The organism is Mycobacterium sp. Panama NTM2 (assembly GCF_054355555.1).
The window spans coordinates 20514-46367 of record NZ_CM135953.1 but is presented as its reverse complement, the minus strand read 5'-3'; the positions used below and the strand labels follow the sequence as shown (position 1 = coordinate 46367).

The 25854-nt window shown below is 63.5% G+C and carries 23 protein-coding genes, 1 tRNA gene and 1 pseudogene; 13 read left to right on the top strand and 12 right to left on the bottom strand.

The features are described 5' to 3' along the window. The first annotated feature begins 29 nt into the window (after positions 1 to 29). Positions 30 to 797: a siderophore-interacting protein gene (locus ACXYX3_RS00220; RefSeq protein WP_458609682.1), complete on the top strand. Its 768-nt coding sequence runs from the start codon at positions 30 to 32 to the stop codon at positions 795 to 797. A 67-nt stretch (positions 798 to 864) separates the two neighbouring features. Here ACXYX3_RS00220 and ACXYX3_RS00215 read toward each other — a convergent pair whose 3' ends face one another. Beyond that, the gene (locus ACXYX3_RS00215) at positions 865 to 1623 is read right to left on the bottom strand and encodes a dienelactone hydrolase family protein (protein ID WP_458609681.1); all 759 of its coding nucleotides are present in this window, start codon (positions 1621 to 1623) and stop codon (positions 865 to 867) included. 551 nt (positions 1624 to 2174) lie between these two features. Here ACXYX3_RS00215 and ACXYX3_RS00210 point away from each other — a divergent pair. After that, positions 2175 to 2711 carry a DUF6308 family protein gene (locus tag ACXYX3_RS00210; protein WP_458609680.1) on the top strand — a complete coding sequence of 179 codons (537 nt, stop codon included), beginning with the start codon at positions 2175 to 2177 and terminating at the stop codon, positions 2709 to 2711. Positions 2712 to 2804: 93 nt separating this feature from the next. On the opposite strand, the gene ACXYX3_RS00205 is transcribed toward ACXYX3_RS00210, so the two are convergent. Together ACXYX3_RS00205 and ACXYX3_RS00200 are read right to left on the bottom strand one after the other, a co-directional pair. After that, positions 2805 to 3875, bottom strand: a complete 1071-nt coding sequence (locus ACXYX3_RS00205; protein WP_458609679.1) for a hypothetical protein — start codon at positions 3873 to 3875, stop codon at positions 2805 to 2807. 204 nt (positions 3876 to 4079) lie between these two features. Further along, entirely contained in the window at positions 4080 to 4415 is a 336-nt protein-coding gene (locus tag ACXYX3_RS00200; RefSeq protein WP_458609678.1) for a hypothetical protein, read from the bottom strand. Between the two features lie 166 nt (positions 4416 to 4581). Between ACXYX3_RS00200 and ACXYX3_RS00195 the strand changes: the two genes are divergently transcribed. Beyond that, positions 4582 to 5817: an IS256 family transposase gene (locus ACXYX3_RS00195; protein WP_241207993.1), complete on the top strand. Its 1236-nt coding sequence runs from the start codon at positions 4582 to 4584 to the stop codon at positions 5815 to 5817. 70 nt (positions 5818 to 5887) lie between these two features. Here ACXYX3_RS00195 and ACXYX3_RS00190 read toward each other — a convergent pair whose 3' ends face one another. After that, on the bottom strand, positions 5888 to 6838 hold the full coding sequence (locus ACXYX3_RS00190; protein ID WP_458609677.1) for a hypothetical protein: 951 nt from the start codon (positions 6836 to 6838) through the stop codon (positions 5888 to 5890). A gap of 935 nt (positions 6839 to 7773) precedes the next feature. After that, a complete protein-coding gene (locus tag ACXYX3_RS00185) occupies positions 7774 to 7947 on the bottom strand; it encodes a hypothetical protein (protein ID WP_458609676.1) in 174 nt (57 codons plus the stop codon). A gap of 152 nt (positions 7948 to 8099) precedes the next feature. On the opposite strand from ACXYX3_RS00185, the pseudogene ACXYX3_RS00180 reads away from it, so the two are divergent. From ACXYX3_RS00180 to ACXYX3_RS00165, 4 genes and pseudogenes are all read left to right on the top strand, one after another. Further along, a pseudogene (locus tag ACXYX3_RS00180) lies at positions 8100 to 8405 on the top strand (type II toxin-antitoxin system TacA family antitoxin); the annotation flags it as partial. Further along, positions 8402 to 8911 carry a GNAT family N-acetyltransferase gene (locus tag ACXYX3_RS00175; protein WP_458609675.1) on the top strand — a complete coding sequence of 170 codons (510 nt, stop codon included), beginning with the start codon at positions 8402 to 8404 and terminating at the stop codon, positions 8909 to 8911. The pseudogene ACXYX3_RS00180 and the gene ACXYX3_RS00175, both read left to right, overlap by 4 nt. Positions 8912 to 8918: 7 nt before the next feature. Next, a complete protein-coding gene (locus tag ACXYX3_RS00170) occupies positions 8919 to 9524 on the top strand; it encodes a hypothetical protein (protein ID WP_458609674.1) in 606 nt (201 codons plus the stop codon). 64 nt (positions 9525 to 9588) lie between these two features. Further along, positions 9589 to 9822: a hypothetical protein gene (locus ACXYX3_RS00165; protein ID WP_458609673.1), complete on the top strand. Its 234-nt coding sequence runs from the start codon at positions 9589 to 9591 to the stop codon at positions 9820 to 9822. A 17-nt stretch (positions 9823 to 9839) separates the two neighbouring features. On the opposite strand, the gene ACXYX3_RS00160 is transcribed toward ACXYX3_RS00165, so the two are convergent. From ACXYX3_RS00160 to ACXYX3_RS00140, 5 genes are all read right to left on the bottom strand, one after another. Then, a complete protein-coding gene (locus tag ACXYX3_RS00160) occupies positions 9840 to 10598 on the bottom strand; it encodes a YfbU family protein (protein ID WP_458609672.1) in 759 nt (252 codons plus the stop codon). Between the two features lie 293 nt (positions 10599 to 10891). Further along, the gene (locus tag ACXYX3_RS00155; protein ID WP_458609671.1) at positions 10892 to 11386 is read right to left on the bottom strand and encodes a restriction endonuclease; all 495 of its coding nucleotides are present in this window, start codon (positions 11384 to 11386) and stop codon (positions 10892 to 10894) included. 32 nt (positions 11387 to 11418) lie between these two features. Then, on the bottom strand, positions 11419 to 12264 hold the full coding sequence (locus ACXYX3_RS00150) for a hypothetical protein (RefSeq protein WP_458609670.1): 846 nt from the start codon (positions 12262 to 12264) through the stop codon (positions 11419 to 11421). A gap of 67 nt (positions 12265 to 12331) precedes the next feature. Continuing rightward, positions 12332 to 12571, bottom strand: a complete 240-nt coding sequence (locus ACXYX3_RS00145) for an SEC-C domain-containing protein (protein WP_458612246.1) — start codon at positions 12569 to 12571, stop codon at positions 12332 to 12334. Positions 12572 to 12619: 48 nt separating this feature from the next. Next, a complete protein-coding gene (locus ACXYX3_RS00140; protein WP_458609669.1) occupies positions 12620 to 14803 on the bottom strand; it encodes a hypothetical protein in 2184 nt (727 codons plus the stop codon). 206 nt (positions 14804 to 15009) lie between these two features. Here ACXYX3_RS00140 and ACXYX3_RS00135 point away from each other — a divergent pair, with 206 nt between their 5' ends. After that, positions 15010 to 16245 carry an IS256 family transposase gene (locus ACXYX3_RS00135; RefSeq protein ID WP_241207993.1) on the top strand — a complete coding sequence of 412 codons (1236 nt, stop codon included), beginning with the start codon at positions 15010 to 15012 and terminating at the stop codon, positions 16243 to 16245. Positions 16246 to 16507: 262 nt separating this feature from the next. Here ACXYX3_RS00135 and ACXYX3_RS00130 read toward each other — a convergent pair whose 3' ends face one another. Further along, entirely contained in the window at positions 16508 to 18604 is a 2097-nt protein-coding gene (locus tag ACXYX3_RS00130) for a hypothetical protein (protein ID WP_458609668.1), read from the bottom strand. A 560-nt stretch (positions 18605 to 19164) separates the two neighbouring features. Continuing rightward, positions 19165 to 19247: transfer RNA gene (locus ACXYX3_RS00125), tRNA-Leu, on the bottom strand. Positions 19248 to 19474: 227 nt separating this feature from the next. Here ACXYX3_RS00125 and ACXYX3_RS00120 point away from each other — a divergent pair. From ACXYX3_RS00120 to pbpA, 5 genes are all read left to right on the top strand, one after another. Further along, positions 19475 to 20863 carry a DUF3662 and FHA domain-containing protein gene (locus ACXYX3_RS00120; RefSeq protein WP_458609667.1) on the top strand — a complete coding sequence of 463 codons (1389 nt, stop codon included), beginning with the start codon at positions 19475 to 19477 and terminating at the stop codon, positions 20861 to 20863. 98 nt (positions 20864 to 20961) lie between these two features. Next, positions 20962 to 21426, top strand: a complete 465-nt coding sequence (locus tag ACXYX3_RS00115) for an FHA domain-containing protein FhaB/FipA (RefSeq protein ID WP_458609666.1) — start codon at positions 20962 to 20964, stop codon at positions 21424 to 21426. Next, positions 21423 to 22952 carry a PP2C family protein-serine/threonine phosphatase gene (locus ACXYX3_RS00110; protein ID WP_458609665.1) on the top strand — a complete coding sequence of 510 codons (1530 nt, stop codon included), beginning with the start codon at positions 21423 to 21425 and terminating at the stop codon, positions 22950 to 22952. The genes ACXYX3_RS00115 and ACXYX3_RS00110 overlap by 4 nt, the downstream gene beginning before the upstream one ends. Continuing rightward, complete coding sequence (locus ACXYX3_RS00105; protein ID WP_458609664.1) at positions 22949 to 24361, top strand: FtsW/RodA/SpoVE family cell cycle protein; 1413 nt, start codon at positions 22949 to 22951, stop codon at positions 24359 to 24361. Before ACXYX3_RS00110 ends, ACXYX3_RS00105 begins: the two co-directional genes overlap by 4 nt. Next, positions 24358 to 25833 carry a D,D-transpeptidase PbpA gene (gene pbpA, locus ACXYX3_RS00100; RefSeq protein WP_458609663.1) on the top strand — a complete coding sequence of 492 codons (1476 nt, stop codon included), beginning with the start codon at positions 24358 to 24360 and terminating at the stop codon, positions 25831 to 25833. The genes ACXYX3_RS00105 and pbpA overlap by 4 nt, the downstream gene beginning before the upstream one ends. Positions 25834 to 25854: the final 21 nt, after the last annotated feature.

The window sequence follows — 25854 nt, the reverse complement described above, 5'->3', positions numbered from 1 at the left end:
CGTCGACAGCACATCACCAGGAGGTTTCTGTGGTACCCCTCTTCGAGAACGTCCCACTGCTGAACACGTTGCGCGACAGCGTGTTCCTGTCCACGACGATCACCGAGATCAGCCCGCTGACCCCGAGGATGCGACGCATCCGGGTGAGCGGCGACCAGCTACGAACCATGGCCTGGAAGCCCGGCCAGCACATCAGGTTGCAGGTCGCCGGGCTGCTCGACTCCATGCTGCGCCTGCACCCTCACGACGCACTGCGCACCTACTCGATCTACGATGCGGACCCCGAACGTGGCTCACTCGACATCGCGATGCTGGATCACGACGGTGAATCCGGTTCGCAGACGCCAGCGCGACGGTGGGCATCGGCCGCCAGGGTCGGGGATCACGTCACGATGACACGGCCCCACGGGTCCTTCATCGTGCGCCCTGACGCGCCGTATCACCTGTTCGTCGGGGAAGAGACCGCCTCGGTCGCCTTCGCCGCAATGGTGCGCGCCGTGCCCGACGAAACCCCGGTGTACGGGGTCGTCGAAGGCGCCCACGAAGCGGACCACATCGCTCTGTCGCGCAACCTGATTCACGTAGAGCGTGGCGACACCACGGCCGCCGATTCGGTAGTGCTCGCGCAGGCCGTACGAGAGCTCGCACTTCCTGACCGGCCTGGCGTCGCTTACCTCGCCGGGGAGGCGCGCACCGTGCAGACGGTGAGGAGAATCTTGGTCGAGGAGCGCGGCTGGGACCGACGCAACATCCGCACCAAACCGTTCTGGACGCCGGGCCGTCGCGGCATGGAGTGAGCGGCAGGATCCCGTCTGCGGTGCGCCGTCGTAGATTCGAACGGTGAGGGCGGGGATCGGCGATCGGTCAGTCGTTGGCGTCCACCGCCGAGCCGTTGACCGGTAGCTCGTCGTGGAGCAGTTGCAGCACGGCCTCCCACGCCCGTCGCGCTTGGAGCGCGTGATACCCCACTCCGGGGACGGTGGCCGACTGGCCGGGCGCGGCCTCGACGGCCCAAAATGCGTGCTGTGCGCCGCCGAAGACCGCGACGCGCCAATCCACCCCGGCGCCTTCCAGTGCGGCGCCGAAAGCGAGGAGTTGTGTCGGAGTGCACAGCGGATCCTCGGAGCCGGTACACAGCAGAAACGCTCCCCCGACACCACGCCAGTCTTCCGTCTGCGGGTTCGGCGGCAGAGCGGGGTGGACCGCCGCGAGTGCAACGAAAGGCGTTCCTGTACAGGCTAATTCGAGAAGTAGTCGACCACCCGCGCCGTATCCAAGCGCCGCGAGCCGCCGATGGTCGACGCCAGGTACCGCCATGAAGACGTCGAGCGCCTTCCGGCCGATGGCGCGCATCCGCGTCGAGTCGTCCAACAGCGGCATGACCCGCTCCAGCATGGCCTCCGGTTCGCCGAAGTACGTCCGCCCGCCGTGATAGTCCATCGCGAAGGCGGCGTACCCATGCTCGGCAAGGATGTCAGCGCGGCGGCGCTGATAGGCGTCGAGACCGACCCCGTCATGCCCGATCAGCACGGCCGGCCATGGACCCTTCCCGTCGGGGAGCGCCAGGTGGCCGACCATCGTCATCCCGTCGACGATGTATTCGACATCCTGCGCAGCGACCATGAACTCACAGTAGGAATGCGGCGACGCAGCCGGCATCTGCTTTCGCCCAGGGCACAAACTCGGCGTTGAGGAGAGCCGCGTTCGCCGTGACCGTGATCAGTCACATCCACCTCTCGGAGGTGGACACACTTCCTTGCTGCGGTGATGTTTCGGGGTTCAGACCGTCTGAGCAGCGTTGGTCACCGCAGCGGCGACGAACGCGTCGCGGATCGGATCGGCGACGGCCGCATCCCATATCAGCGTGACCCCGCCAGGTGGCATGTCCTCGATCGGTACGACGCACACGTCCGGCCGCCGGTAGAACGCCGTAGCCGACTGCGGCAGGATCGCAAAACCCTCGTGCGCGGCGCAGCGTTCGAGTTTCTACATGCTCGGCGGCGCCACGGCGCGTATCCGAGCAGTTCGGCACAGGGTTTTGGCCCTGTATCGGGTTCTCTGCAGCACTCCGGCTTCGCCGCATCGTTCGCATGTGATCGCGGAGGCGCGTTCGGCGTAGTCGGTGATGCTGTCGAGGGCATCGAGGAGTTCGGGGTTGGGATCGTCGCTGCTGGGTGCGCGGCCGCTACTTCACGAGCTTCACGGGCCGCTGGTTTGAACATTTCGGCGCCGTCGGCCACCCCAACCGATTCGACGCCTCCGACCTGGTCGCGGTCGAGACGCTCAGCGTCCAGGTGCCCCCTGAGGCTGCAGCCAAACTGCTTGTCAACGAACCTGATCGGTTCAACGTGTTGCTTCGGTGGATACCGCGCTCAGTCGACACCTGGGACGCCTCCCAGGAGACACTGCAGGACGGCCCGACGGCCGAACTTCACACACTGTTGCGCACCCTGCCAGGCATCGACTGGGTGATCGCCGGCAAGCTGCTCGCCACCAAACGACCACGCTTAATGCCCATCCTCGACAACAAGGTCAAGAACCTACTTCAGCCACCAGTTTCGCCGTTCTGGATCTCGATGTGGGACGAACTGTCCGACGAGTTGCGCCGCGCGGCCGTCGCCCAGGTCTGCGCGGATGCGTCGGCCGACGTCAGCCTGCTCCGCCGCATAGACGTCGCACTCTGGATGGCCGCGAGCCAACACGGCCAGTAGGCGTACGCACCCTGCCCGCGCGCACTGCCTCCTCTGCGGCAAAATCGGAAACGTAGTTCGCTTGCCTATGGAGCGACGTCGGGACGCCACGATTCATTGCGCCTCGGCGGCCAGATCGAAAATTGCCTTTCTGAGGTGCTCCTGGAAATCATCGGTAACCCTCTCGCGGGCGAGCCATGGTTTGGCGAAGTCACAGTCGACAAAAGTTTGATCATGCGTGAGATAGACCCCCGATTGATCGATCACTACGCACGCGCCGTGCTGTTCCGGAAAGAATTCTGAGTTCTGCTTTCTGCGGACAGTGGGCACAAATCTGTCAATTCTCAGGTACTTCCCGATCTGGCCGAGAAGATTGCTTTCAGTAAGTATGTTCAGTTTTGCTTCGATTGGAGTCCAACGACCACCCACCATCACAAAGTAATCGGCTCGACCTGTGACGTGACCATTCCTTGACGTAACACATTCCTCTAAAATAGGGGTTCTCGGATCCCTGATCTCATCGAGCAGATAGTTGATGAAGTACTCGCGTACAAGCTCTTCGTTGAGAAACCTTGCTTGCGGAGAGGCGACCACCTGTCGCCAGTTCTCCTTCGAGATGTTCTGAAATGAAAGCTCACTGATGTCAGCATGTTCTAGAAACTCCGGAATATCGTTGTCACGCTGGAGGAGGTCTCTGATAGCACCGAAGTTTCGCTTGTAGAGTGGGGTAACTGTGTTCTGCCCAATCTTGAAATGAAGTCCGAAATCGCTCGCATGCAGGGGTTTCTCAAAGAGGTAGACCTCACTGAATGGTGCGAAGCTGCGGCTATTGAAGTGGTAGGTGTCTTCTTTGGCGTAGTAGGTTGCAGTTCCTCCGATGGGCGCACACGCAAAGATGCAGCTTTCGACCCGTGTCGACAACTCAAGGTTACGCCTAAGAATTTCGATTGTATCGCCGCTCGAAGTTTGTCGAACCGATCCGGCCCCTCGTAGTAATTCTTTAAGAAGGCGCCTGATCTTCTTGTGGCCTCGGTTCGTGTGATAGAAAAACAACACATCGCCTTCAGTCATCCATCGCGCAGCCGTCCATTCGCAATAATCGAGGTTGAGGCGCTCAAAATTCGAGATGACCTCAAGATCGGTTATATTCCTATCCAAGGCGTTACCGTCGTGCTTCTCAAACATCGACTCCAAATCCTCTAAACTATCCGGAAATCCGATGCTTGTGACACACGACTGAACGAACCTACGTTGCATGAACTTCTCTCCGTCACCGAAAGTGGACACAGACAGGTTAATTGGCCTCCACGCAGTCTTTAGCAGTAGCCACGTGTGTGGTGCGCTACTCGCGCGTCCTCAGCTGCATCGCCACCGGCTGCGCTTTCGGCCTCAATCTGCGTATGGCTGAGTGAGATCGTGCAATTGAGGTTCGTCCAACGCGGACAGTAGGCGGTTGATTGCGTCGCGCACTTCAGCGGTGAGTTGTCCGGTGCGGTCGCGCGCCACGGCGTCGGTGTACTGCCAGGACCGCGTCACCTGAATGCTCGGACGGACATCGAACTTATCCATGGGCAGCCGGTCAGACCACTCGTCGAGGCTGTCCATCTCGGCGTCGACGGCATATCCGCGCTGGATGAGCCATCCACGGAACAGACTGTCGTTGAGTTCTTTTCGCAGTCGCCGGCCGGCTCGGCCATCGGAGAAGTCGTCAACCCATTGGCGCACATAAGTGGAGCCAGGCAGGCGCCTCGGATAAGTCCCCTAGCGTGGTGGAGTTTCGGGGGGCGGGGACGACGGTGCTGGGTGTGTCGTTGACGCTGTTGGGGTGGGCCATCGCGTAGTGGTCAGTGAGTTACCTACCAAGTGACTCAACAGGAAGACACACCACGCGATGACCCAGGATCATTCTGCCCTGCTTGCCCAACTCGATGCGCTCAAGTCCGCCGATGTCGGCGCGGTGTTCGCCGAGCTGATCCGCGCCGGGTTGCAGCAGCTGATCGAGGCCGAGGCCACGGCGGCCATCGGCGCCGGCCGCTATCAGCGGACTGACGGACGCACCGTGCACCGCAACGGGCACCGACCCAAGACCATCTCGACCACCGCCGGTGACGTCGAGGTGCAGATCCCCAAGCTGCGGGCCGGATCGTTCTTCCCGTCGCTGCTGGAACGGCGCCGCCGTATCGATAAGGCGCTGCACGCGGTGATCATGGAGGCCTACGTCCACGGGGTGTCCACGCGCAGCGTCGATGACCTGGTGAGCGCGATGGGTGTGCAGACCGGCGTGTCCAAGTCGGAGGTCTCACGGATCTGCGCCGGCCTGGACAAGGAGATCGAGGCGTTTCGTACCCGCAGCCTGGCCCACACCGAGTTCCCGTACGTGTTCTGCGACGCCACGTTCTGCAAAGTGCGCATCGGGGCGCACGTGGTCTCTCAGGCGCTCGTGGTGGCCACCGGGGTGTCCATCGACGGCACGCGCGAGGTGCTGGGCACCGCCGTCGGTGACAGCGAGTCCTACGAGTTCTGGCGCGAATTCCTCGCCTCGCTGAGGGTCCGCGGGCTCAGTGGTGTGCACCTGGTGATCTCTGATGCGCATGCTGGATTGAAATCGGCTGTGGCACAACAGTTCGCGAACTCATCGTGGCAGCGGTGCCGAGTGCACTTCATGCGAAATCTGCACACCGCGGTGTCCGCCAAACACGCCCCGGCGGTCACCGCGGCGGTCAAGACCATCTTCGCCCACACCGACCCCGCCGAGGTCGCCGACCAGTGGGACCGCGTCGCCGATACCTTGGCGGCCAGCTTCCCGAAGGTGGCCGCGATGATGGCCGAGGCCAAGACCGACGTGCTGGCCTTCACCGCGTTCCCGAAGGCGCATTGGCAGAAGATCTGGTCGAACAACCCGATCGAACGGTTGAACAAGGAGATCAAGCGCCGCGCTGATGTCGTGGAGATCTTTCCGAATCCGGCGGCGTTCCTGCGGCTGGCGACTGCGGTGGTCATCGAATCCCACGACGAGTGGCAGGTCACCCGCCGCTATCTCTCCGATGTCTCCATGGACGATTTACGTGCCGTCATTGCCGCCAAACACGCTGCGGCAGCACTTGCCAAACAACACCAAATCACCTAGCGTTCAACATGACTCGTTGATCACAACGCGTGAACCACGCCAGATCCGAAGTCCACCACTCCACGGGACGCTATCGGCGCCTCGTGGGATACCAGCGCTGCGGACCGCTGGAACGCCAGAAGGCGAGGTGAAAGTTGCCGTGGACTTGCCAGCCCGGTTCCCCAGTCAGTGCAATCAGCGCTTCGGCACGATCGGGATGGGCATAGACGCGCTTGTACTGGGGGGCGAGCTCGGCCGGCCAGGCGCTGAGCACGACGTTATCGCCTTCAATGTAGAGACTGACCCGATCGAAGGCCACGACCTGATCCTGTGGAAACTTCACACCCGCATGCCCGCCGACATCGCGAACCTCGGCAGTGAATCCGGTCGCCGTCTCAAGGATCGTGCGGAGACGGCGCAGTTGGCGGCCAGAGTGATCGCCGCAGCGTTCAAGATCGGTGTAGGGCAATAGGTCCCCGAAGTTCATCTCGGCGTTGTCGAAAAAATCATTCAGAACCGCAGCCTCCGCTGGACCCAGCACGCCGAGTTCAATGAGGTTCCACCACCGGTCGAGCAAGTCCTGCCACCGCACCGGAACCCATCGTTTCGCCTGATGGCCAAGTTGTTTCGTGTTGATCTCCAGAGCTTGCTGCTCGCTGGCACTGGCGTAGAGCTTGCTTTCGATGACGACCACCAATGCGGTGCCGTACTGGATGACACCGTCATAACGAGCGCGTCGTTCCGATGCCACGTTGAGTTCGCTGGCTCCGGCGACGAGGTCTTCGTGCGGACCGAGGAAGACGCTTACCAACTCGTCCACCGTGGGGTCTTCCACTTCGATGTCAAGCGCAACGAGCGATTCGGTCTGCATATCGAATCGGGGACGCGGGAGCGCTGAAAGCCTCGGACAGTCGGCCAAGCCGAGAAATGCTTCTTGGCATAGGGGGACCAGCCGCATCACGATCAATGCGGCCCTGGTGAGTTGATCCTCGTGTCTTGGGTCACGGTCGTAGGGCCGGAAGATGCTGAGGTGCTGGTCCACCGCCTGACAGTAAACGCTGCGTGAGATGGCCCCGGGACGACCGCCACATATTGACACGTAATCCACCTCGCACCGCCTCGAATGGGCCCCACGGCACCGCCCAAGCTCCAAAACCGCGTTGTTTGACCAGGCACATCCGGCGGGCGCGGCAGATGTTCTCGTTCACCGATGGTGGTTGTCGCCGAACGATGTCAAACTAGTTGTCGGACAACGCAATCGATTCAGGCTCGCCGGCGATCCTTCTTACAGTCTCCTGCTGCGCTTCGGTCAGCATGTCCTCGGTAGAGCCATCGATCACGAGAGCCCACTACACCGTTCTCACGTTCGGGCATCGAGGACAACATCGGGGGCTGACGACACCGAACTTGCCCATGCGCGGTGGGTAGTCCCATCCGCGGTCAAATGCTTCGCTAGGGGTCAGGGTCTCCTCGACCCCGCACACTTCGCAGATGTGCCGCCAGTGCGGTTCGGTGTCCATCATTCGTGCCAGTCTCGCCTGTAGCAGTGACAGCTGCGCGCGGCGATACGGACGAGGAGCGCCTCGGCACCGCACTCCAAAGGTGTTGACCAGGCCGCGGCCCACCGCCAGTCCGCCCATCGACCGTGCTGGCGCCTCAAACCGCTCTCGGCGCACGCCCGAGTCAGCCAGCATGCCGCCGCCCAGGGTCACGGTGACCGACGACGTCTTCCACGCCGGCAAGCGTGGCCAGATCACCCCGGCTACGACCGTCAACTACACCTGTCCGGTCAGGATGCCGAGGTGTTCGTGATGGCCCACGCCATCGAAGACACCGAGGCCCCGGCGCGACCTACTCACCACCCAGATCACCGTGCAGGTGATTCCGCGTGGGGTGGCCGGCCCGGACGAACCATAGCGGTCAGGGTCATCGAGGACATCCGCATCCACGACTAGGCCGCCATGGTGGCCAGGTCGTTCAGAGGCGCGCGACGAGCGCTTCGATCAGGTCGACCAGCACCGCACCGATGACGGGCATGGCATCGGTATGGCCGGTGAACATCGCCACGACGCACACCGCCAGCCAGGACGTGACGATGACGACCACCGTGATCAGCAGAAGCTTGAGCGCGGTCAGCAGACGAGAAGACATGCCTCCCCCTCACAGGGGTTGAAAGCGACGAAACGACCGTGGCCGTCCCCACCGCGACCCCATCGGCCTCGGCATACTTTCTGGAAGACTCAGTGCCGTGCTCACACCGTCGGTACATATCGCAGCTGGCCAGAGGCGTGACAGATACTCTGTTGCATTGTGTGCCTGATAGGCACACAATGGAGGGCATGGCCATGAAGACAGAGCGGTTCGCGGTGCGCCTGACTGCCGAGCAGGACGCGCTGATTCGTCGTGCCGCCGAAGTCGAGGGGACCGATCTGACCAACTTCACGGTGACAGCGACGCTGGCTCATGCCCGAGAGGTGCTCGCCGATCGGCGACTGTTCATGCTCGATGCGTCAGCCTGGTCGGAGTTCGTGGCGGTGCTGGACCGACCGGTGTCACAGAAGCCGCGGCTGGAGAAGTTGTTCGCGGAGCCCTCGATCTTCGACGAGTGAGCGGCTACAGCGCACCCCGGCCGATCAGCGAGCACGATGTGGTCGCCGACTTCGACAGCAGCGAACCCACCCTGGATGAGTACCTGCGAGGCCGCGCCCTGGCCAACCACGTCGAGGGTGCCTCCCGGTGCTTCGTGACGTGCCGGGACGGACGTGTCGTCGGGTTCTACGCGCTGGCGTCGGCGGCGGTGGAGCGCGCCGGCACACCCGGGCGGGTGCGGCGCAACATGCCCGATCCGGTGCCGGTGATCCTGTTGTCACGGCTGGCGATCGACCGCAAGGAACAAGGCCAGGGTTTGGGCGCTGCGCTGCTGCGTGACGCGATCATCCGCGCGGTGGCCGCTGCGGAGATCATCGGGGTGCGGGCACTGCTGGTACACGCGCTGCACGAGCAGGCGCGGGCGTTCTACGCGCACTTCGATTTCGAGCCCTCGCCGACCGACCCGCTGCACCTGCTGCTGTTGATCAAAGACGCCCGCGCCCTGCTCGACCCGCCGCAGAAGTGATTGGCTGATGCCCGACGATATGGAGAAAGCGCCCGAGGACCGGCGGTGGCGATCAGCACAGACCTTCCAGGGGTTTCTCGACCACATGGAGGATTTCCGGCGGTCACCGCAGGGCCAGCAGCTTCAGGCCGATCAACAGGCCGCCGAGGCCGACCTGCAGGCCTGGGTGGCCGACCAGCCTGGCGTCACCATCGGCCGCCACGGCGGGCAAGTTCCCGAACAGTGGGAGGGCCAGGTCGACGGGCACAGCTTCTACTTCGGCGAACGGGGCGGGGACTGGGACATCGAACTGGACCTGCGCGAGCAGCAGCCCGGCATCACCAAGGGAGTCCTCATCGCCGCCGGCACAATCAACGTCCCCGGATATGGGCAGAGCCCCCGGGAGCGGGCGGCGTTCATCGTCACCATCATCCGCAACCATCTGCGGCGCGCGCGGACCGCCGAGGCCGCCGCCAGCTCGGACTACGGCTACCGGGTCGAGTGGTCGCCGGCGGACAACGAGTTCGTGGGCCTGGTCGCCGAGTTCCCCTCGCTGTCCTGGCTGGCACCCACCGAGGACGAGGCACTGCAAGGCATCATCAAGATCGTCGAGCAGATCGCGGCCGATACCTGACCATGGCCTACGGGATGCCGGAGGTGAAGGGCACCCGGTGGCGCAACGAGGACCTGGAATTCGAGTGGGCGACGTTCCCCGACAAGCGCTCACCGTCGAGAACGCCAACATCTGCTGGGCCGGCGCGCTCGTCCATCGGGCGAACTACCTCGGCGCCGGCCGTGGGCGCGTCTACCTCCCCCTGGGCGGCGGCAACGACGGCCTCGACGTCGCGGTGGCCGGCATCATCGACAATCTCGAAGGCGGCAACCGGTTCCGCCCCTACGTCAACCGTGTGCTGTACCGCATCCAGGACTGACGTCGGTGAGACGTCTGTCAGCCTCGGCGAGAGGGGTGAACTCGAGCGTCTGCGATCCGCTGCAGCTCGTCGAGGGACAGCAGGTATTCCTCTCGGTGGAATCCGCGGTCGCGGCTGGCTTTGATGCGGCGGTGTTCAGTAACCATGCGCATGTAGGTGTCGAGCATGAGGGAGTGGGAGTTCCCCTCGTCGTTGTTGCTCCACTGTTCGTGCAGTTCAGCCCACCGGCCGTCGCTCATCAGAAACTCGACGTAGTGGGCCATGTGGTTTTCGAGCCCGTCGTTACCGTCAAAGCCCCGGAATTCCAGCTTGTACTTAAGTTCCTCGTCGACGGTGGTCCCGTCCTTCTCCAGCCTCCGAATGCTGAACGTGACGATGCGGAACATGTCCAGGATGTCTAGGACGCGACCGCAGTCGCGCTTAGACAGCTCGGGACTGAACCCGGCGACTTCGCGCCAGTACTCCCCGGTGTAGCCCGCCTCGATCACCCGCGCACGCCCCAGCTGATAACCGGCGTTGCCGTCCACGTCGTCGTTGTCCTCGGGCAGGACGCGCGCGAGGATGCGGTGAAGCAGGGAGAGCACCTGCCGATCAGCGATCCGCATCGTCTCCGGCGCCGGCAGGTCGCCGTGGTCCTCTTTGGACTCGTAACCAGGAACAAGCGCGGCCGTGAGCAGATCGCGGACGTATTCGCTGACGGTGACGCCCTCCGCGTCAGCCATGTCCTTGAGTTCGTCGCGGACCTGATCATCGACTCGGATATTCAAGACGGCCATGACCGCCCTCCGTCCCGTAATTGTGGATGACGACTTACGATTACTGTCACACAGAATTACGAGGATGACAAGGGTTCGCTGGCGGTGTCGATCTCTAGGGTCTCGTTTCCAAAGAAGCGCGACGGACTTCGGGCGCCCATGTTCCGGTCGCATAGCACTGGCCGGGCCTGAAGGTCGCTCTTGGACATCCGACATGACCGCTCGACACGCCGCAGCTCGTTGTACCGGGAGATCACGTCGCCAGCGGCCGTGACGCTGTGGTCGGCGTTGGTGAGATACCAATACGACTGGCCCTAGGACGGCCTGCCGACGCCCCCCGTGGCTGCGGCTTCCATCCAGGCCATCACCAGCATCTCGACAAAGTCGCCATCGGAGGTAACCGCAAGCAGGTCGCTCTCCTTGAGAACCACGAGGTGCACTCCCAGCGAGGAAGCTCCGAAAGCCAGCGAGTGAGCTGCCGAGGCCTCTTGCGGATCACCTGTGATTCCATGCTTTGAGATGATCACCCCAAGTTTCACCCTGCGGTCTTTGCAGGTATTCAAGAAGTAGCCAACCGCCGCACTGTCGACAGGCACCTCCCAGTACTTGCACTCGACTAGGAAAAACGTCGGCACTGGTCCCAAGGCGCCGAGGTGGGCAACTGCGAGGTCGATCTGCTGTGCCCCTAATGGGCTGGTCAGGTTTTTTCGGACGGGACACCCGACCTCTTTAAAGACATACTCAGCGACGCTCTCGAACAATTTCCCTCGCGTGTCTGCAACAGGTTGGTTGGCCGCTGCGGACAACATGGTACGAACGTGCTCCGGGTCAAGTGGCATTGCTACAGCCCGTGAATCGCTTCGTTGCGGAGACGGCGCACAATGTCCTGCAGCTGTCGCTGCTCAAGCTCGAGTTTCAGCGCCGCCAGCGAAATCGCCACCACAAGAGGCTCTTTGGTTCGCTGCTGCGGCGGGAGTCCGTCACCGTCGTAGATTACGAGGCCGAATGCCGCATGCGCACGCACCACATGCCGCGAGAGTTCTTGGGAAGCGTCTCTAATTCTCCTCTGCCACTGAGGTGACCGGATCTGTTTGACCTCTATGAGAACCAGTCCCAACTCGGCTTCGTGGCCCTGTGCATAAACTGCTAGATCGGGACGGCCGCGCGGAGATGTCTGATTAGGTTCTGGAACCAACGCGAATCCATTGGCGGCGAATAGCTCCGCCACGGTCCGCTCTAGCTCCATCGCGTCCGGGTAGCCACCGGGCAAATGCCCCTGTCTCCGGCTAATCTCTGTCTTGTCTGCAGGGCGTCGCGGTACGCCGCCGTACACGCCTTGAAAGAAAAGCTCCAGCTTTAGAGCAAGCGTTTCGGGATCATCCAAGCGTGCATCGATCTGTGGCACTCCGGTCAAAGCCGGAACTAGGAGGCCCTCGCGCGTTAATAGCAGCACTGGAGTCCCCCGGCCAAGTGCGATTCCCGTCTCAACAAGTACCGCGGAACGTTGTTGCGGCGGCCGCCGAGCGAATAGTCCGACAACTACGGCATCGACTTCCCACTCTGCGCTGGCTAGAAGCGCGCCTGCACCGAGATCGGCCGAGTCCAGCACCGTGTGACCCGCCGACTGCGTTATCTCCTGGAGCTGGCGACGCGCCGTCGCCAAGTCGGCGGTGATGAGGACGCGCATACGTCACGATAACGTTCGCGTTTGAGCAGGCCGTCAACGACCTTGCTACGAGCGTCCCAGCAATGTCTTACATCAGCCGGTCTGTGGTCTGCTTTGCGTGCGCAAAGTCGCCCCTCGGCTCAGTCTCGACGATCCTGAAGGAGGCTCCGCGCTCCGGGACAGTGATCGCATCGCCGGCCACATTCACAGTCGGGCTCAAAAATACGCTGCCCTCCAAGTCGGGTGGCAGGGGTGCGCCCGGCTGCGAACCGGGTCGGTGATTGCCATGACAGCGCTTGTATTTCACACCCGATCCACACCAGCACACCTCATTGCGACCCAGCGGCGCCAGCGGATCCACGAGTGTCACTCTTTCTTATTGGTCATTTGACTCACCGTCTGCCTCAACGTCAGGCGCAAAATTCTGGGGGTTGTTCCATAACCTGCGCATCGACTCCAGCTCGTCGTCGTCCAACGGTCTTTCGCCGAAGTGCGCGAATAGGGTTGTGTCCCAAGGTCGAACCTTGTCATGGCGTGGAGTCAGCATCACTGCGACCGTTGTCGCGTCGCTTCGTCGGTCGGGTTCTAGGTGTGTGATCCATTCGTGGTGGCGCAGCATGCCCCATAGTTTGAACGCGTACCTATGCCGGTCGGTGAAGTGATTGCAGACTGCGTATGCCAGATGAAGGTCGGCCTCGCCGAGTAGATAGCGTCGAAAATCCCAACGGGTGGTGCCGATGTCGACCCGGGGTGCTTTGCTCATGTTGGTCAACAGCAGTCGGCCAACAACGGCGCGCTCGGCGACGTAGAGCTTGTCGAGCAGGTGCAGTACAAACAAGCGGTCTGCCTCGTCGCTGACCCGTCGGCTTTCCGCAATGTCTTCGAGGATCTGGCGATACACTCGCACCCCGTATTCGTCTGCTGCGCTTGCCGGTTCGAGTGGCAGTGTCGGTCGTGAGGAGCGAAGCTCGGGGTCGTTGAGGCAGGCCGGGATGCCAGATCGTTCGAAGTCCGGTGGCGTCCGTTCGTCGGCGAGTGCTAGCTCGTAGTAATGGGTGGCGTGCTTGCCAGGCGCTACGAGATGCCCTGCAATGCGGTGCAGGTAGTCCACGACGGCGGTTGTCGAACGCAGCTGATCAAACAGAAAATCCCATTCCCTCCTCAGGATAACTACGTATGGGATCGGCACCGTTTCTAAATAGGCGGACACGTTGTCTGGGGGGGTGTCGTGGTCGATGATCACCACACCGACCCACTGAATCACGTTGCCGTCGATGGTGATTGACCGTCGTCGTGCGTTTGTGTGAGCAACGGGTCGGCGCTGAACCGTCCTCACGGATCCGCTTGCCTGTCGTGCTCCTTCCTTGCTCTTTTTGGCAATCCATGCACGCTCCCGATCGTCAGTTGTTGTCGCGTTCGTCCGGGCTTTCACTTGAACGGCTAGTCCACGACCGCCGCAGATGATGGTGCCGTCGCCGACTTCTCGTGTAGCACTGCCACGTTCAACTGTTTCAGGATTAAAGACGAAATCCGGAAGGCCCCATTGGACCACTGAGTCACGACTCGCATTCTCGGCCGCTGCACCACGATTTACAGCCGGATTGAGATCGACGGCCATCGGGACGATTCGTCCATAGACACCGTCGGGTCGCTGAACCAGCATGATGAGGTCGTCCCCTGAACGATAGGTTGCGAGACCAATGTCGGATCCGGCAAGGCCTGCCTCGACATCAGGGTTATCGGTGGTGTCTACTCGCGCCCACAGGGGATCGTCTTCGGTTGGGATTAGCCGAAAGTGGCCATCGTTGAGCGGTGCCCGGAGCCCCACTGACCGCTCGAATGCCACGATGAGCTCATGAATCGCTCGTAGGAGTTGGCGGCATTGGACGCTCATGTTGTCGTCGGGGTTGTCGGGCCAGGGCTCTGTATTGAGGATGGGATCAATGGCGATATTGGGCGTGCACTGCCGCGAGGTACCCGGAGGGACATGGAACGTGGCGATCAGATGCGAATCGATGAGCACCCCATCGGGGTAGATTCGCAACTGAGTGACTACCGCTGGTGGATCTACTTCCAAGGCGGGGACCGCGGATTGCACCCAGAAGGCCACTAGGGGGCGGGCTTCCGGTTGTGCGGGCGTCGCGAGGCCGTACAGGCGCGTCACGACTGCGCCGAATCGTTGACGAGCTGGCTCGATGGCATCAGCCCAGTAGTAGGGCTGCAACTGTTCAATCAACTGGATCTGATCAGGTCGCAGCCCCGACAATGCCCCCGACTCAACGAACGCAAGAAATTCCGATTCTGCACCGAAAAGCGGGAAGCGCTCTACCTGGGGTGGGCCCAACGGGCCTGAGACAATCTGCTCGGTGGCACGCAGCGCTTCGCGTGCGCTCGTCATCAGCGCATCGACGAACGCGCGGGCATGCACCTCCAAGTCGCGGAGTCGGTGACCCTCGTATTCATCAACTAGGACGTCGACACGTCCATTTCCATCGTCATCGACGTGAACGTTGGTTCTGAACAGATCCGTAGCGACCAGATCGTTCCACGTGCTCGCCATCCGTTCTGCTGCACATGTCGCGTCGTCGAATGCTGACCACGCTGACTCGAATTGGGCGCTGCGGGGGATAAGTCCCCTAGCGTGGTGGAGTTTCGGGGGGCGGGGACGACGGTGCTGGGTGTGTCGTTGACGCTGTTGGGGTGGGCCATCGCGTAGTGGTCAGTGAGTTACCTACCAAGTGACTCAACAGGAAGACACACCACGCGATGACCCAGGATCATTCTGCCCTGCTTGCCCAACTCGATGCGCTCAAGTCCGCCGATGTCGGCGCGGTGTTCGCCGAGCTGATCCGCGCCGGGTTGCAGCAGCTGATCGAGGCCGAGGCCACGGCGGCCATCGGCGCCGGCCGCTATCAGCGGACTGACGGACGCACCGTGCACCGCAACGGGCACCGACCCAAGACCATCTCGACCACCGCCGGTGACGTCGAGGTGCAGATCCCCAAGCTGCGGGCCGGATCGTTCTTCCCGTCGCTGCTGGAACGGCGCCGCCGTATCGATAAGGCGCTGCACGCGGTGATCATGGAGGCCTACGTCCACGGGGTGTCCACGCGCAGCGTCGATGACCTGGTGAGCGCGATGGGTGTGCAGACCGGCGTGTCCAAGTCGGAGGTCTCACGGATCTGCGCCGGCCTGGACAAGGAGATCGAGGCGTTTCGTACCCGCAGCCTGGCCCACACCGAGTTCCCGTACGTGTTCTGCGACGCCACGTTCTGCAAAGTGCGCATCGGGGCGCACGTGGTCTCTCAGGCGCTCGTGGTGGCCACCGGGGTGTCCATCGACGGCACGCGCGAGGTGCTGGGCACCGCCGTCGGTGACAGCGAGTCCTACGAGTTCTGGCGCGAATTCCTCGCCTCGCTGAGGGTCCGCGGGCTCAGTGGTGTGCACCTGGTGATCTCTGATGCGCATGCTGGATTGAAATCGGCTGTGGCACAACAGTTCGCGAACTCATCGTGGCAGCGGTGCCGAGTGCACTTCATGCGAAATCTGCACACCGCGGTGTCCGCCAAACACGCCCCGGCGGTCACCGCGGCGGTCAAGACCATCTTCGCCCACACCGACCCCGCCGAGGTCGCCGACCAGTGGGACCGCGTCGCCGATACCTTGGCGGCCAGCTTCCCGAAGGTGGCCGCGATGATGGCCGAGGCCAAGACCGACGTGCTGGCCTTCACCGCGTTCCCGAAGGCGCATTGGCAGAAGATCTGGTCGAACAACCCGATCGAACGGTTGAACAAGGAGATCAAGCGCCGCGCTGATGTCGTGGAGATCTTTCCGAATCCGGCGGCGTTCCTGCGGCTGGCGACTGCGGTGGTCATCGAATCCCACGACGAGTGGCAGGTCACCCGCCGCTATCTCTCCGATGTCTCCATGGACGATTTACGTGCCGTCATTGCCGCCAAACACGCTGCGGCAGCACTTGCCAAACAACACCAAATCACCTAGCGTTCAACATGACTCGTTGATCACAACGCGTGAACCACGCCAGATCCGAAGTCCACCACTCCACGGGACGCTATCGCTGCGGGCCTCTGGCGCTGTGTCTTCGACATCCACATGTGTCTCCTACTGCATGCCCCCGACAAGCACGCGCTGGTCTGCGTAACCGTGGGCAGGTTGCTCGCGAAAAGATCGTGCTTGTTGGCGAACCGCAGTGTGGCGGCGGGACTAGGCAGTGTGTACCTCGAAATGCCGCGCCAGAAATAGCCTAGAAGTAGAGAAAGTGTCTCAATTGTTGGTGGGTGTCGAATATCAGTCCGTATGAGCGCTCGGACCCGATCTGCGCGGCCTTCGCTTGCATATATGCGAACAGTTGCGTCGCAACGTCGCTGACGTTCATTCCAGCTGGGCTGATCGCGAGGAAAAAGGCCGGACGCTCCCACGGGCTGTCAAATGAGAAGGCCACATGATGTTCGTCGCCGTCGTCCTGAGTGCGGAGGTCAAGTTCGGCGATCATGTCGAGAAGTTGTTGTTGCACCTCGCCTGACAAGGACAAGAGGTCGGCACCGCAGCGCAGCCACCCTCGTTCATGTAGGGCGGCGATCTCGTCAACCAGCTCCAGCATCGCTGGGACGGCGTTGAATGACGGCTTCTCGGGTAATTCGGTCCCCTGCTGTTCGTGCCGATCCATCCATGCGTTGAGCTCGACGCAATGGTCGTCGACCATGTTGACGGCGTCTTCCTCATCAGCGTCGACCCACAGGTCGCCTTGGAGGAAGGTCATGTAAAGGTCGAGTTCGTCAAGTGCCCAGAAGTGAGTGGTGACCGGGCTGTCGGTTCGAACCCTGAGGTAGTGCAAGAACTCTGCGGGTCGATCGCAAACGGCGGCGATGGTAGTGAGGTCGTGCAGCGAGGTGATCCATGGGGGTTTGTCCTCGCCCACAATTCCGGCCTGCTGCAGTCGACCGATCGCGGTACCCAGTGGGCCGACATCGTCTAGAAGCGCCGCCACGCAACGAACCTCCCGGATTTGCGACAAGTCCAGCCAGCTCTTGTCGGCGAGCCAGATGCCCCGGTTGGTTTCGATGAGACGTTCAATCCGTTTAGCCTGTTCACAAGCGTCGCCGATGGTTGCGGCGAGATCGCGCGAAAGTCGTGTGACGTCTCCTCGTCGCGACTGCTCGGCCATCGACTTGCCTTTCGTCTCGACGACAATCGCAACGTCATCGATGATGAAGAGGCCATCGCCTTCGACTTGCTTGCCGACCACGGCGGGGTTCGCACACCCGGACCCAAGCTGGCCGATTTCCTCGTTTTTTTCGGGTGCAAAGTACTTGAATGCAGCGTGCGACGGGGCGGTCTCAAGAATCGACGCGAGCCCGTCAAGCGCGATCTGCTCGCTCATTGCGACGCAAATTTTCTGGTCGTACGCGGTGAAATCCTTGCCGTTCGAAGTGAGCGCCTTCTCGAAGATCCTTCGCAACGAGTCGTTTCCCACCTCATTTGACGTCGATACAAAGTGGCCCGCCCCGTCGGAAATGAGCGGCGTGCCCAAGAACGGATTCGTCCCGACCAGCATGTCGTAGACACGGTCCGTCGCAGATATCGCTGAGTCGAAGAAGTGAGAGAACGAAGTCAACACAGCCAGCGCCGTCTCATCGTCGACACCTGCCAAGGGCGCAACGTCGTTCGCGGAAATCGTGGCCCGATCTCCCGGCAGAAACATCAGAGCAACCATTTGCGACACCACTTCCTCCGCTTCGGCTGCTGGTATCTGGCCTGGCGGAACGCCCTGGTTGCGCAACATGATCTCCGCGGTTCCATTCCGGAGCTCAGTCATCCGTTGCGATGACACCTCCCTGATGGCTTCACGAACTGCGACGACCTGCGGGTAGGTGTATCCCAAGTGTTCTTGCATGAGGTTAGCCGCCCGCTCGTTGTCGAAGAGCCGAGCTTCGTGCGCATCCCGAACGTTGCTGTACTGCAAGTTGCGGATGCCCATGACCGCTCCTTGATACTCGGCGGCGAGCATCGAGAGAGGGTCACCGTTCAAGGCCGCCTCGGCGAGTTGGCGCGCCTGCGCAAGCCGCATCAAGCGCAAGGCGCGCTGACGTAACTCGTTGACAGCCACGTGGGGTCTGGTTTCGTCGCGCGGAAGTGCGCTCGGTTTCCGAGATCCCCGAGAAAGCAACACGGCGGCCACGATCTCGATGGCAAGCGCGCTGCCACCGGGCGCAGCTTGCGGAACCACGCCGAGTTCACGTAGTCGCATCAGCTCGATGACGTCGAACGCGTCGGCGTCTTGCACCAGAGACGCCATCGCATCGACCTCGAGCTGGATCTGTTCGCGCAAAATGGTCCGCACCGCGGCAACTGACTCACAACCAGCGAAAAGGCTTATATCGCTGACCATATCGGCGAGATCGCCTTTTTCGAATCTGGCATTACCGGCGTCTTGTCTGAGACCAAGTGGATCAAGCTGCCTTCGACGAGGAGCGCCATTGCGCGGCTTGTTCTTGCATCGCTTCCGCACCTGACTCCAATCCCCGTAATCCCGCCGACCGGACGTTTGAATAGCCGACCTAGGAGCCGCACATCGTGCGGGCGTGAAGGTACTCGCCGTGTCCGACAACCAAGCCCTCGACGAACACACAGCCGTCATCGACCCCATCGCCAGCCCGCCCGACGGTGGAGGACAGCACCAATTGGGAGATGGTTAAAGTCTGAATCCCCAGGTGCCATTTCCACCAGGTCAAAGTTTCGGCTGGCGACTTGCGGTTCACAAGCTCCCCGGGGACTTGCGCCTCTAACTCCCGCATCTGTCGATCAGCCGCACTCCTCCGAAGCTGCCCACATAAACACAAAGGTCACGAACTCTTTCGAGTTCGTGACCTCAGCGCTTGGAGTTCATAGAACTCCTCTGTGTGGGCGAAGGGGGACTTGAACCCCCACGTCCCGAAGGACACTGGCACCTGAAGCCAGCGCGTCTGCCATTCCGCCACTCGCCCGAAACAACCGGGGGAGCCTATCACGCAGGCGACCCCGGGCTCCAACCGTACGTCGACGGGCACCGGAACTCCAAAACCGCTGCTCGCGGCGCTGTGACCTGGATCGATGCAATTCTCAGAGTTCTGAGAGTCACGACGGGGTACAGGTGGCCGATAGCATGCATGCAAGCATCGCTGCCAGCCGACACGCTGGTGGCTTTTCACTGTCGAGGGAGGCGAACCGGACCATGGGTCTTGTCGATCGATTCGAGCGCAAGCTCGAGGATTCGGTCGGCAACGCCTTTGCCCGCGTCTTCGGCGGCGCGATCGTGCCCGCCGAAGTCGAGTCCCTCCTGCGGCGCGAAGCTGAAAGCGGGGCCCGGGAGGTGCACGGCGGCCGCGTTTTGGCGCCGAACGACTACGTCATTACCCTCAGTGTGCCTGACTATCAGAAGGTGAGTGCCGACCCGGACATCACCCCGACCACGTTCGCCAAGCACCTGGAGGGCTTCATCCATGAGCAGGGATGGCAAACGTATGGTGATGTGGTTGTCCGATTCGAACAATCGCCCAGCCTGCACACCGGACAGTTTCGCGCGCGCGGTGCGGTCAATCCCGACTCGACGTCGGATGCACCGGCCCCGCCACCTCGAGATCTCTCGTCCCACGCAGAACCAGGAGTACGACCGATGAGCGACAATCCGACCTATCGCGGCGGCCAGGGGCCGGGGCGGCCCGGGGATGACTACTACCCCCGTCCCGACGAGGACCGCTACCCCCGCCAGGACGACCGCGGCGGCTACCCCGACCAGGGCGGTTACCCGGCGGGCGAGCACGGGGGCTACCCGGATCAGGGCGGCTACCCGCCGCACGGCGAGCAGGGCTACCCCCAGCGCGGCGGCTATCCAGATCAGGGCGGCTACCAGCAGGATCAGGGCGGCTACCCGGACCAGGGCTACCCTCCCCCGTCCTACGACCAGCGTCCCCCGGCGGGCTACGGCCCGCCGCAGGGTGGCTACCCCGACCAGGGTTACCGGCCCGGACCGGGTGGCTACGGCCCGCCGCAGGGCGGTCAGCACGGCTACGGACCCCAGGGCGGTGCCCCGTCCGGCGACTACGACTACGGTCGTCGTCCGTCCTATCCGGATCAGGGCGGCTACCCCGATCAGGGTGGCTACGGCGGCGGGTACGGCCGCCAGGACTACGGCCAGCCCGACTACGGCCGCTACGGCGAGGCCCCGGCCGGCTACGCCGATCAGGGCTACGGCGATCAGGGTGGTTACGGCGGAGATCAGGGCGGCTACGGAGCCGGCGGGTACGGCGCCGGCCAGGGCGAGTACCCGTCTGCCGGATCGACGGTCACCCTGCAGCTCGACGACGGCAGCGGACGCACCTACCAGTTGCGCGAAGGCGCCAACGTCATCGGCCGCGGTCAGGACGCCCAGTTCCGGCTTCCCGACACGGGTGTGTCACGGCGTCATCTCGAGATCCGCTGGGACGGCCAAGTGGCGCTATTGTCAGACCTCAACTCCACCAACGGCACCACGGTGAACAACGCGCCGGTTCAGGAGTGGCAGCTGGCCGACGGGGACGTGATTCGGCTGGGTCACTCTGAGATCATCGTTCGCGTTCACTGAGGATCGCCGCGCGAGGACGGCGGTGACGTGGCCATCACGTCGACCGCCGTCGGCGTGTGGTGGCGGTGCCGTCGGGATGGGAACGGAGAGGACGTCAGATGCAGGGGCTGATACTGCAGCTGACGCGCGTCGGTTTCCTGCTGCTCCTGTGGCTGTTCATCTGGTCGGTGCTGCGCAGCCTGCGCACCGATATCTACGCGCCGACCGGCGCAGTGATGATGCGCCGCGGCCTCGCGTTGCGTGCCACACTGCTGCCGACCAAAGATCGCAGTGTTCCCCGGCAACTGGTCGTCACCGAGGGCGCGCTCGCCGGCACCCGAATCCCGCTGGGCACCCAGCCGGTGCTGATCGGCCGCGCCGATGACTCCACACTGGTGCTGACCGACGACTACGCGTCGACTCGCCATGCCAGACTCTCGCCACGGGGTCCGGAATGGTACGTCGAAGACCTAGGATCGACCAACGGCACATACCTCGACAGGGCGAAGGTGACAACGGCAGTACGAGTCCCGATGGGCACACCGGTGCGAATCGGCAAGACGGTGATCGAGTTGCGCCCGTGACACTCGTGCTCCGATACGCCGCCCGCAGCGACCGTGGTCTGGTGCGCGCCAACAACGAGGACTCCGTCTACGCCGGAGCCCGCCTGCTCGCGCTGGCCGACGGAATGGGCGGTCACGCCGCCGGAGAGGTCGCCTCGCAGCTGGTGATCGCCGCGCTCGCTCATCTCGATGACGACGAACCCGGCGGCGACCTGCTCAGCAAGCTCGACGCCGCGGTGCGCGAGGGCAACTCGGCGATCGCCGCGCATGTCGAGTCCGATCCCGAGCTCGACGGCATGGGCACCACGCTCACCGCAATCTTGTTCGCCGGCAACCGCCTTGGCATGGTGCACATCGGCGATTCCCGCGGTTATCTCATGCGCGACGGTGAGCTCAGCCAGATCACCAAGGACGACACGTTCGTCCAGACTCTGGTCGACGAAGGTCGCATCACCGCCGAAGAGGCGCACAGCCATCCGCAACGGTCTCTGATCATGCGCGCTCTCACCGGACACGAGGTAGAGCCGACGCTGATCATGCGGGAGGCCCGGGCGGGCGATCGTTATCTGCTCTGCTCGGACGGTCTGTCCGATCCGGTCAGCCACGACACCATCGCCGAGGCACTGCAGATCGCCGACGTCGCCGAAAGCGCCGATCGTCTCATCGAATTGGCGCTGCGGGGCGGCGGACCGGACAACGTCACCGTGGTCGTGGCCGACGTCGTCGACGTCACCAATCACGACTTCGGACAGACTCAGCCGATCCTCGCCGGCGCGGTCTCCGGGGCCGACGACCAGACTGCGCCTCCCAATACCGCGGCCGGACGGGCGTCGGCGTTCAACCCGAAACGCAACGCCGCCAAACCCGTTGTGCAGCAACCTGAAGAGCCGCCCCCGCGCCCACGATCCCGGCGCCGCATCTATCTCGCGGTTGGTGTGCTGGTCTTGGCGGTGCTCGCCGGTTTGGCGGTCGCACGGGAAATCGTCCGTAACAACTACTACGTCAGCGAACACGACGGCGCCGTCTCGATCATGCGCGGTGTTCAAGGCTCCTTTCTCGGAATCTCCCTCCAGGAGCCGTATCTGCTGGGCTGTTTGAACGCCCGCAACGAATTGTCTCTCATCAGTGCCGATCAACCTCAGGACAATCTGGGTTGCCGCCCGCTGGCCGTCGGGGACATGCGTCCGTCCGAGCGCGCCCAGGTGGTCGCCGGGCTGCCGTCGGGCACTCTCGACGATGCCATCGGCCAGATCGAAGAGCTTGCGCGCAGTTCCGTGCTCCCGGTGTGTACGTCGCCCGCGACCTCGAGCCGGCCCGCGCCGTCGCCCTCCCCGCGGCCGTCGACCACCACTTCGGGAAGCCCTGTCCCGAGCCCGAACACGCCGACATCGACGACGGCCACACCCGCGCCGGAGACCCCGCGCACCGTGACGTCCTCGCCGACACCGGCGCCCTCGCCCACGCCCTCCCCCACACCGTCGCCCACCGTGACGGCGCTTCCTCCCCCGCCGCCTCAACCGGGAATCAACTGTCGGGAAGTGGCATGACGACGCAACCGCAGTCCCCGGTTGCGGTGACGCCGGCCCTGCCGAACCGCCGCAACGCCGAACTGTTCCTGCTCGGCTTCGCCGCGCTCATCACCACGGTGGCACTGCTGCTCGTCGAGGCCAACCAGGAGCAGGGGCTGCGGTGGGACCTCGCGCAGTACACGGTCGCGTACCTGGCGCTGTTCGCCGGCGCGCATCTGGCGGTCCGGCGCTTCGCTCCCTACGCCGACCCGCTGCTGCTACCCGTCGTCGCGCTGCTGAACGGCTTGGGACTGGTCATGATTCACCGTCTCGACCTGGCGGTGAGCGAACCCACCTCGCGCGGACTGGGCGGCACCGCCAACCAGCAGATGCTGTGGACGCTCGTCGGGGTCATCGGGTTCTCGCTCGTGGTGATCTTCCTCAGCGATCACCGACTGCTGTCGCGCTACGGCTACCTGTGCGGGCTGACCGGGTTGGTGCTCCTCGTCATCCCGGCGATCCTCCCCCGCTCGATGTCCGAGCAGAACGGCGCCAAGATCTGGATTCGGTTGCCCGGCTTCTCCATTCAGCCCGCCGAGTTCTCGAAGATCCTGCTGCTGATCTTCTTCGCGTCCGTGTTGGTGTCCAAACGCAGCCTGTTCACCAGCGCGGGTAAGCACGTCCTCGGGATGGATCTACCGCGGCCGCGGGACCTGGCCCCGCTGCTGGCCGCCTGGATCGCCTCGATCGGCGTGATGGTGTTCGAAAAGGACCTCGGCACTTCGCTTCTGCTGTACGCGTCGTTCCTCGTGCTGGTCTACATCGCCACCGAGCGGTTCAGCTGGGTGGTGCTCGGGCTCACCCTGTTCGCCGCGGGGAGCACGCTCGCCTACTACCTCTTCGATCACGTACGCGTTCGCGTGCAGACGTGGCAGGACCCGTTCGCCGATCCCGACGGCGCCGGCTACCAGATGGTGCAGTCGCTGTTCAGTTTCGCCACCGGCGGCATCTTCGGGACGGGCTTGGGCAATGGGCAGCCGGGCACCGTTCCCGCCGCCTCGACCGACTTCATCATCGCCGCCGTCGGTGAAGAACTCGGCCTGGTCGGCCTCGCCGCGGTCCTGATGCTCTACACGATCCTCGTGATCCGCGGCATGCGCACCGCGATCGCGGTACGCGACAGCTTCGGCAAGCTCCTCGCTGCCGGACTGGCCGCCACCCTGGGCATCCAGCTGTTCATCGTCGTCGGCGGAGTCACGAAACTGATTCCCCTGACCGGCTTGACCACCCCGTGGCTGTCCTACGGCGGCTCTTCCCTCGTGGCGAATTACCTTCTGCTCGCCATCCTGGTGCGCATCTCGCACAACGCGCGTCGGCCGCTGGACGGCCGAGGCACTCCCCCGGGACCGATCGCCGCGGCGAGCACCGAGGTGATCGAGAAAGTATGAACACCTCTCTACGCCGTATCTCCGTCATGATCATGGGTCTGGTCGTGCTGCTGCTCGCCAACGTCACGCTGACCCAGGTGTTCACCGCCGACGGACTGCGATCGGACCCGCGCAACCAGCGGGTGCTGCTCGACGAGTACTCGCGCCAGCGCGGACAGATCTCGGCCGGCGGTCAGCTGCTGGCCTACTCGGTCTCCACCGAGGGCCGGTTCCGGTTCCTGCGCGTGTATCCCAACCCGCTCACCTATGCGCCCGTCACCGGTTTCTACTCCCTGAGCTACTCGAGCACCGGCCTCGAACGCGCCGAGGACACCGTGCTCAACGGCTCCGACCAGCGGCTGTTCGGCCGCCGGTTGGCCGACTTCTTCACCGGCCGGGATCCCCGCGGCGGCAACGTGGCCACGACGATCCGGCCCGGGGTGCAACAGGCCGCCTGGGACGCGATGAACAAGGGCTGCAACGGGCCGTGCAAGGGCGCCGTCGTCGCCCTGGAGCCGTCGACGGGCAAGATCCTGGCGATGGTCTCGGCGCCGTCCTACGACCCCAATCTCCTGGCCACCCACGATGTGGACGAGCAGGCGCAGGCATGGCAGCGCCTGCGCGACGATCCGAACTCACCGCTGCTCAACCGCGCCATCTCCGAGACGTATCCGCCGGGGTCGACGTTCAAGGTGATCACCACCGCGGCGGCGCTTCAGAACGGCGCCACCCCCGACACGCAGGTCACCGCCGCACCGCAGATCGCGCTGCCCGACAGCACCGCGACGCTGGAGAACTTCGGCGGCTCCTCGTGCGGAGGTGCCCCGGCCACCTCGCTGCAGTACGCCTTCGCGCACTCGTGCAACACCGCGTTCGTCCAACTCGGCATCGACACCGGCGTCGACGCGCTGCGCAGCACCGCGCAGAACTTCGGCATCGACACCGCCCCGGCCCCGATTCCACTGCAGGTCGCCCAGTCGACGCTCGGGCCGGTGCCGGACGCCGCGGCGCTGGGAATGTCGAGCATCGGCCAGAAGGACGTCGCGCTGACCCCGCTGCAGAACGCCATGGTGGCCGCGACAGTGGCGAACAAGGGGGTCACCATGCAACCGTTCCTGGTCGACAGCCTCAAGGGCCCCGACCTGTCGAACATCGCCACCACAGCCCCCTCCGAAGTGCGGCGAGCGATCCCCGAACCGGTCGCAGATACACTTACGAACTTGATGGTCGCCGCCGAGCAGGTGACTCAGCAGAAGGGAGCCATCGCCGGCGTGCAGATCGCATCGAAAACCGGCACTGCGGAGCATGGCACTGACCCGCGCAACACGCCCCCGCATGCCTGGTACATCGCCTTTGCGCCTGCTCAGGCACCCAAAGTGGCGGTGGCGGTACTGGTCGAGAACGGCGGTGACCGCCTCGACGCCACCGGTGGCGCGGTCGCGGCACCGATCGGGCGGGCGACGATCGCGGCGGCCTTGAGGCAGGCGTCGTGATGCGAGCGAAGCGAGGAACGG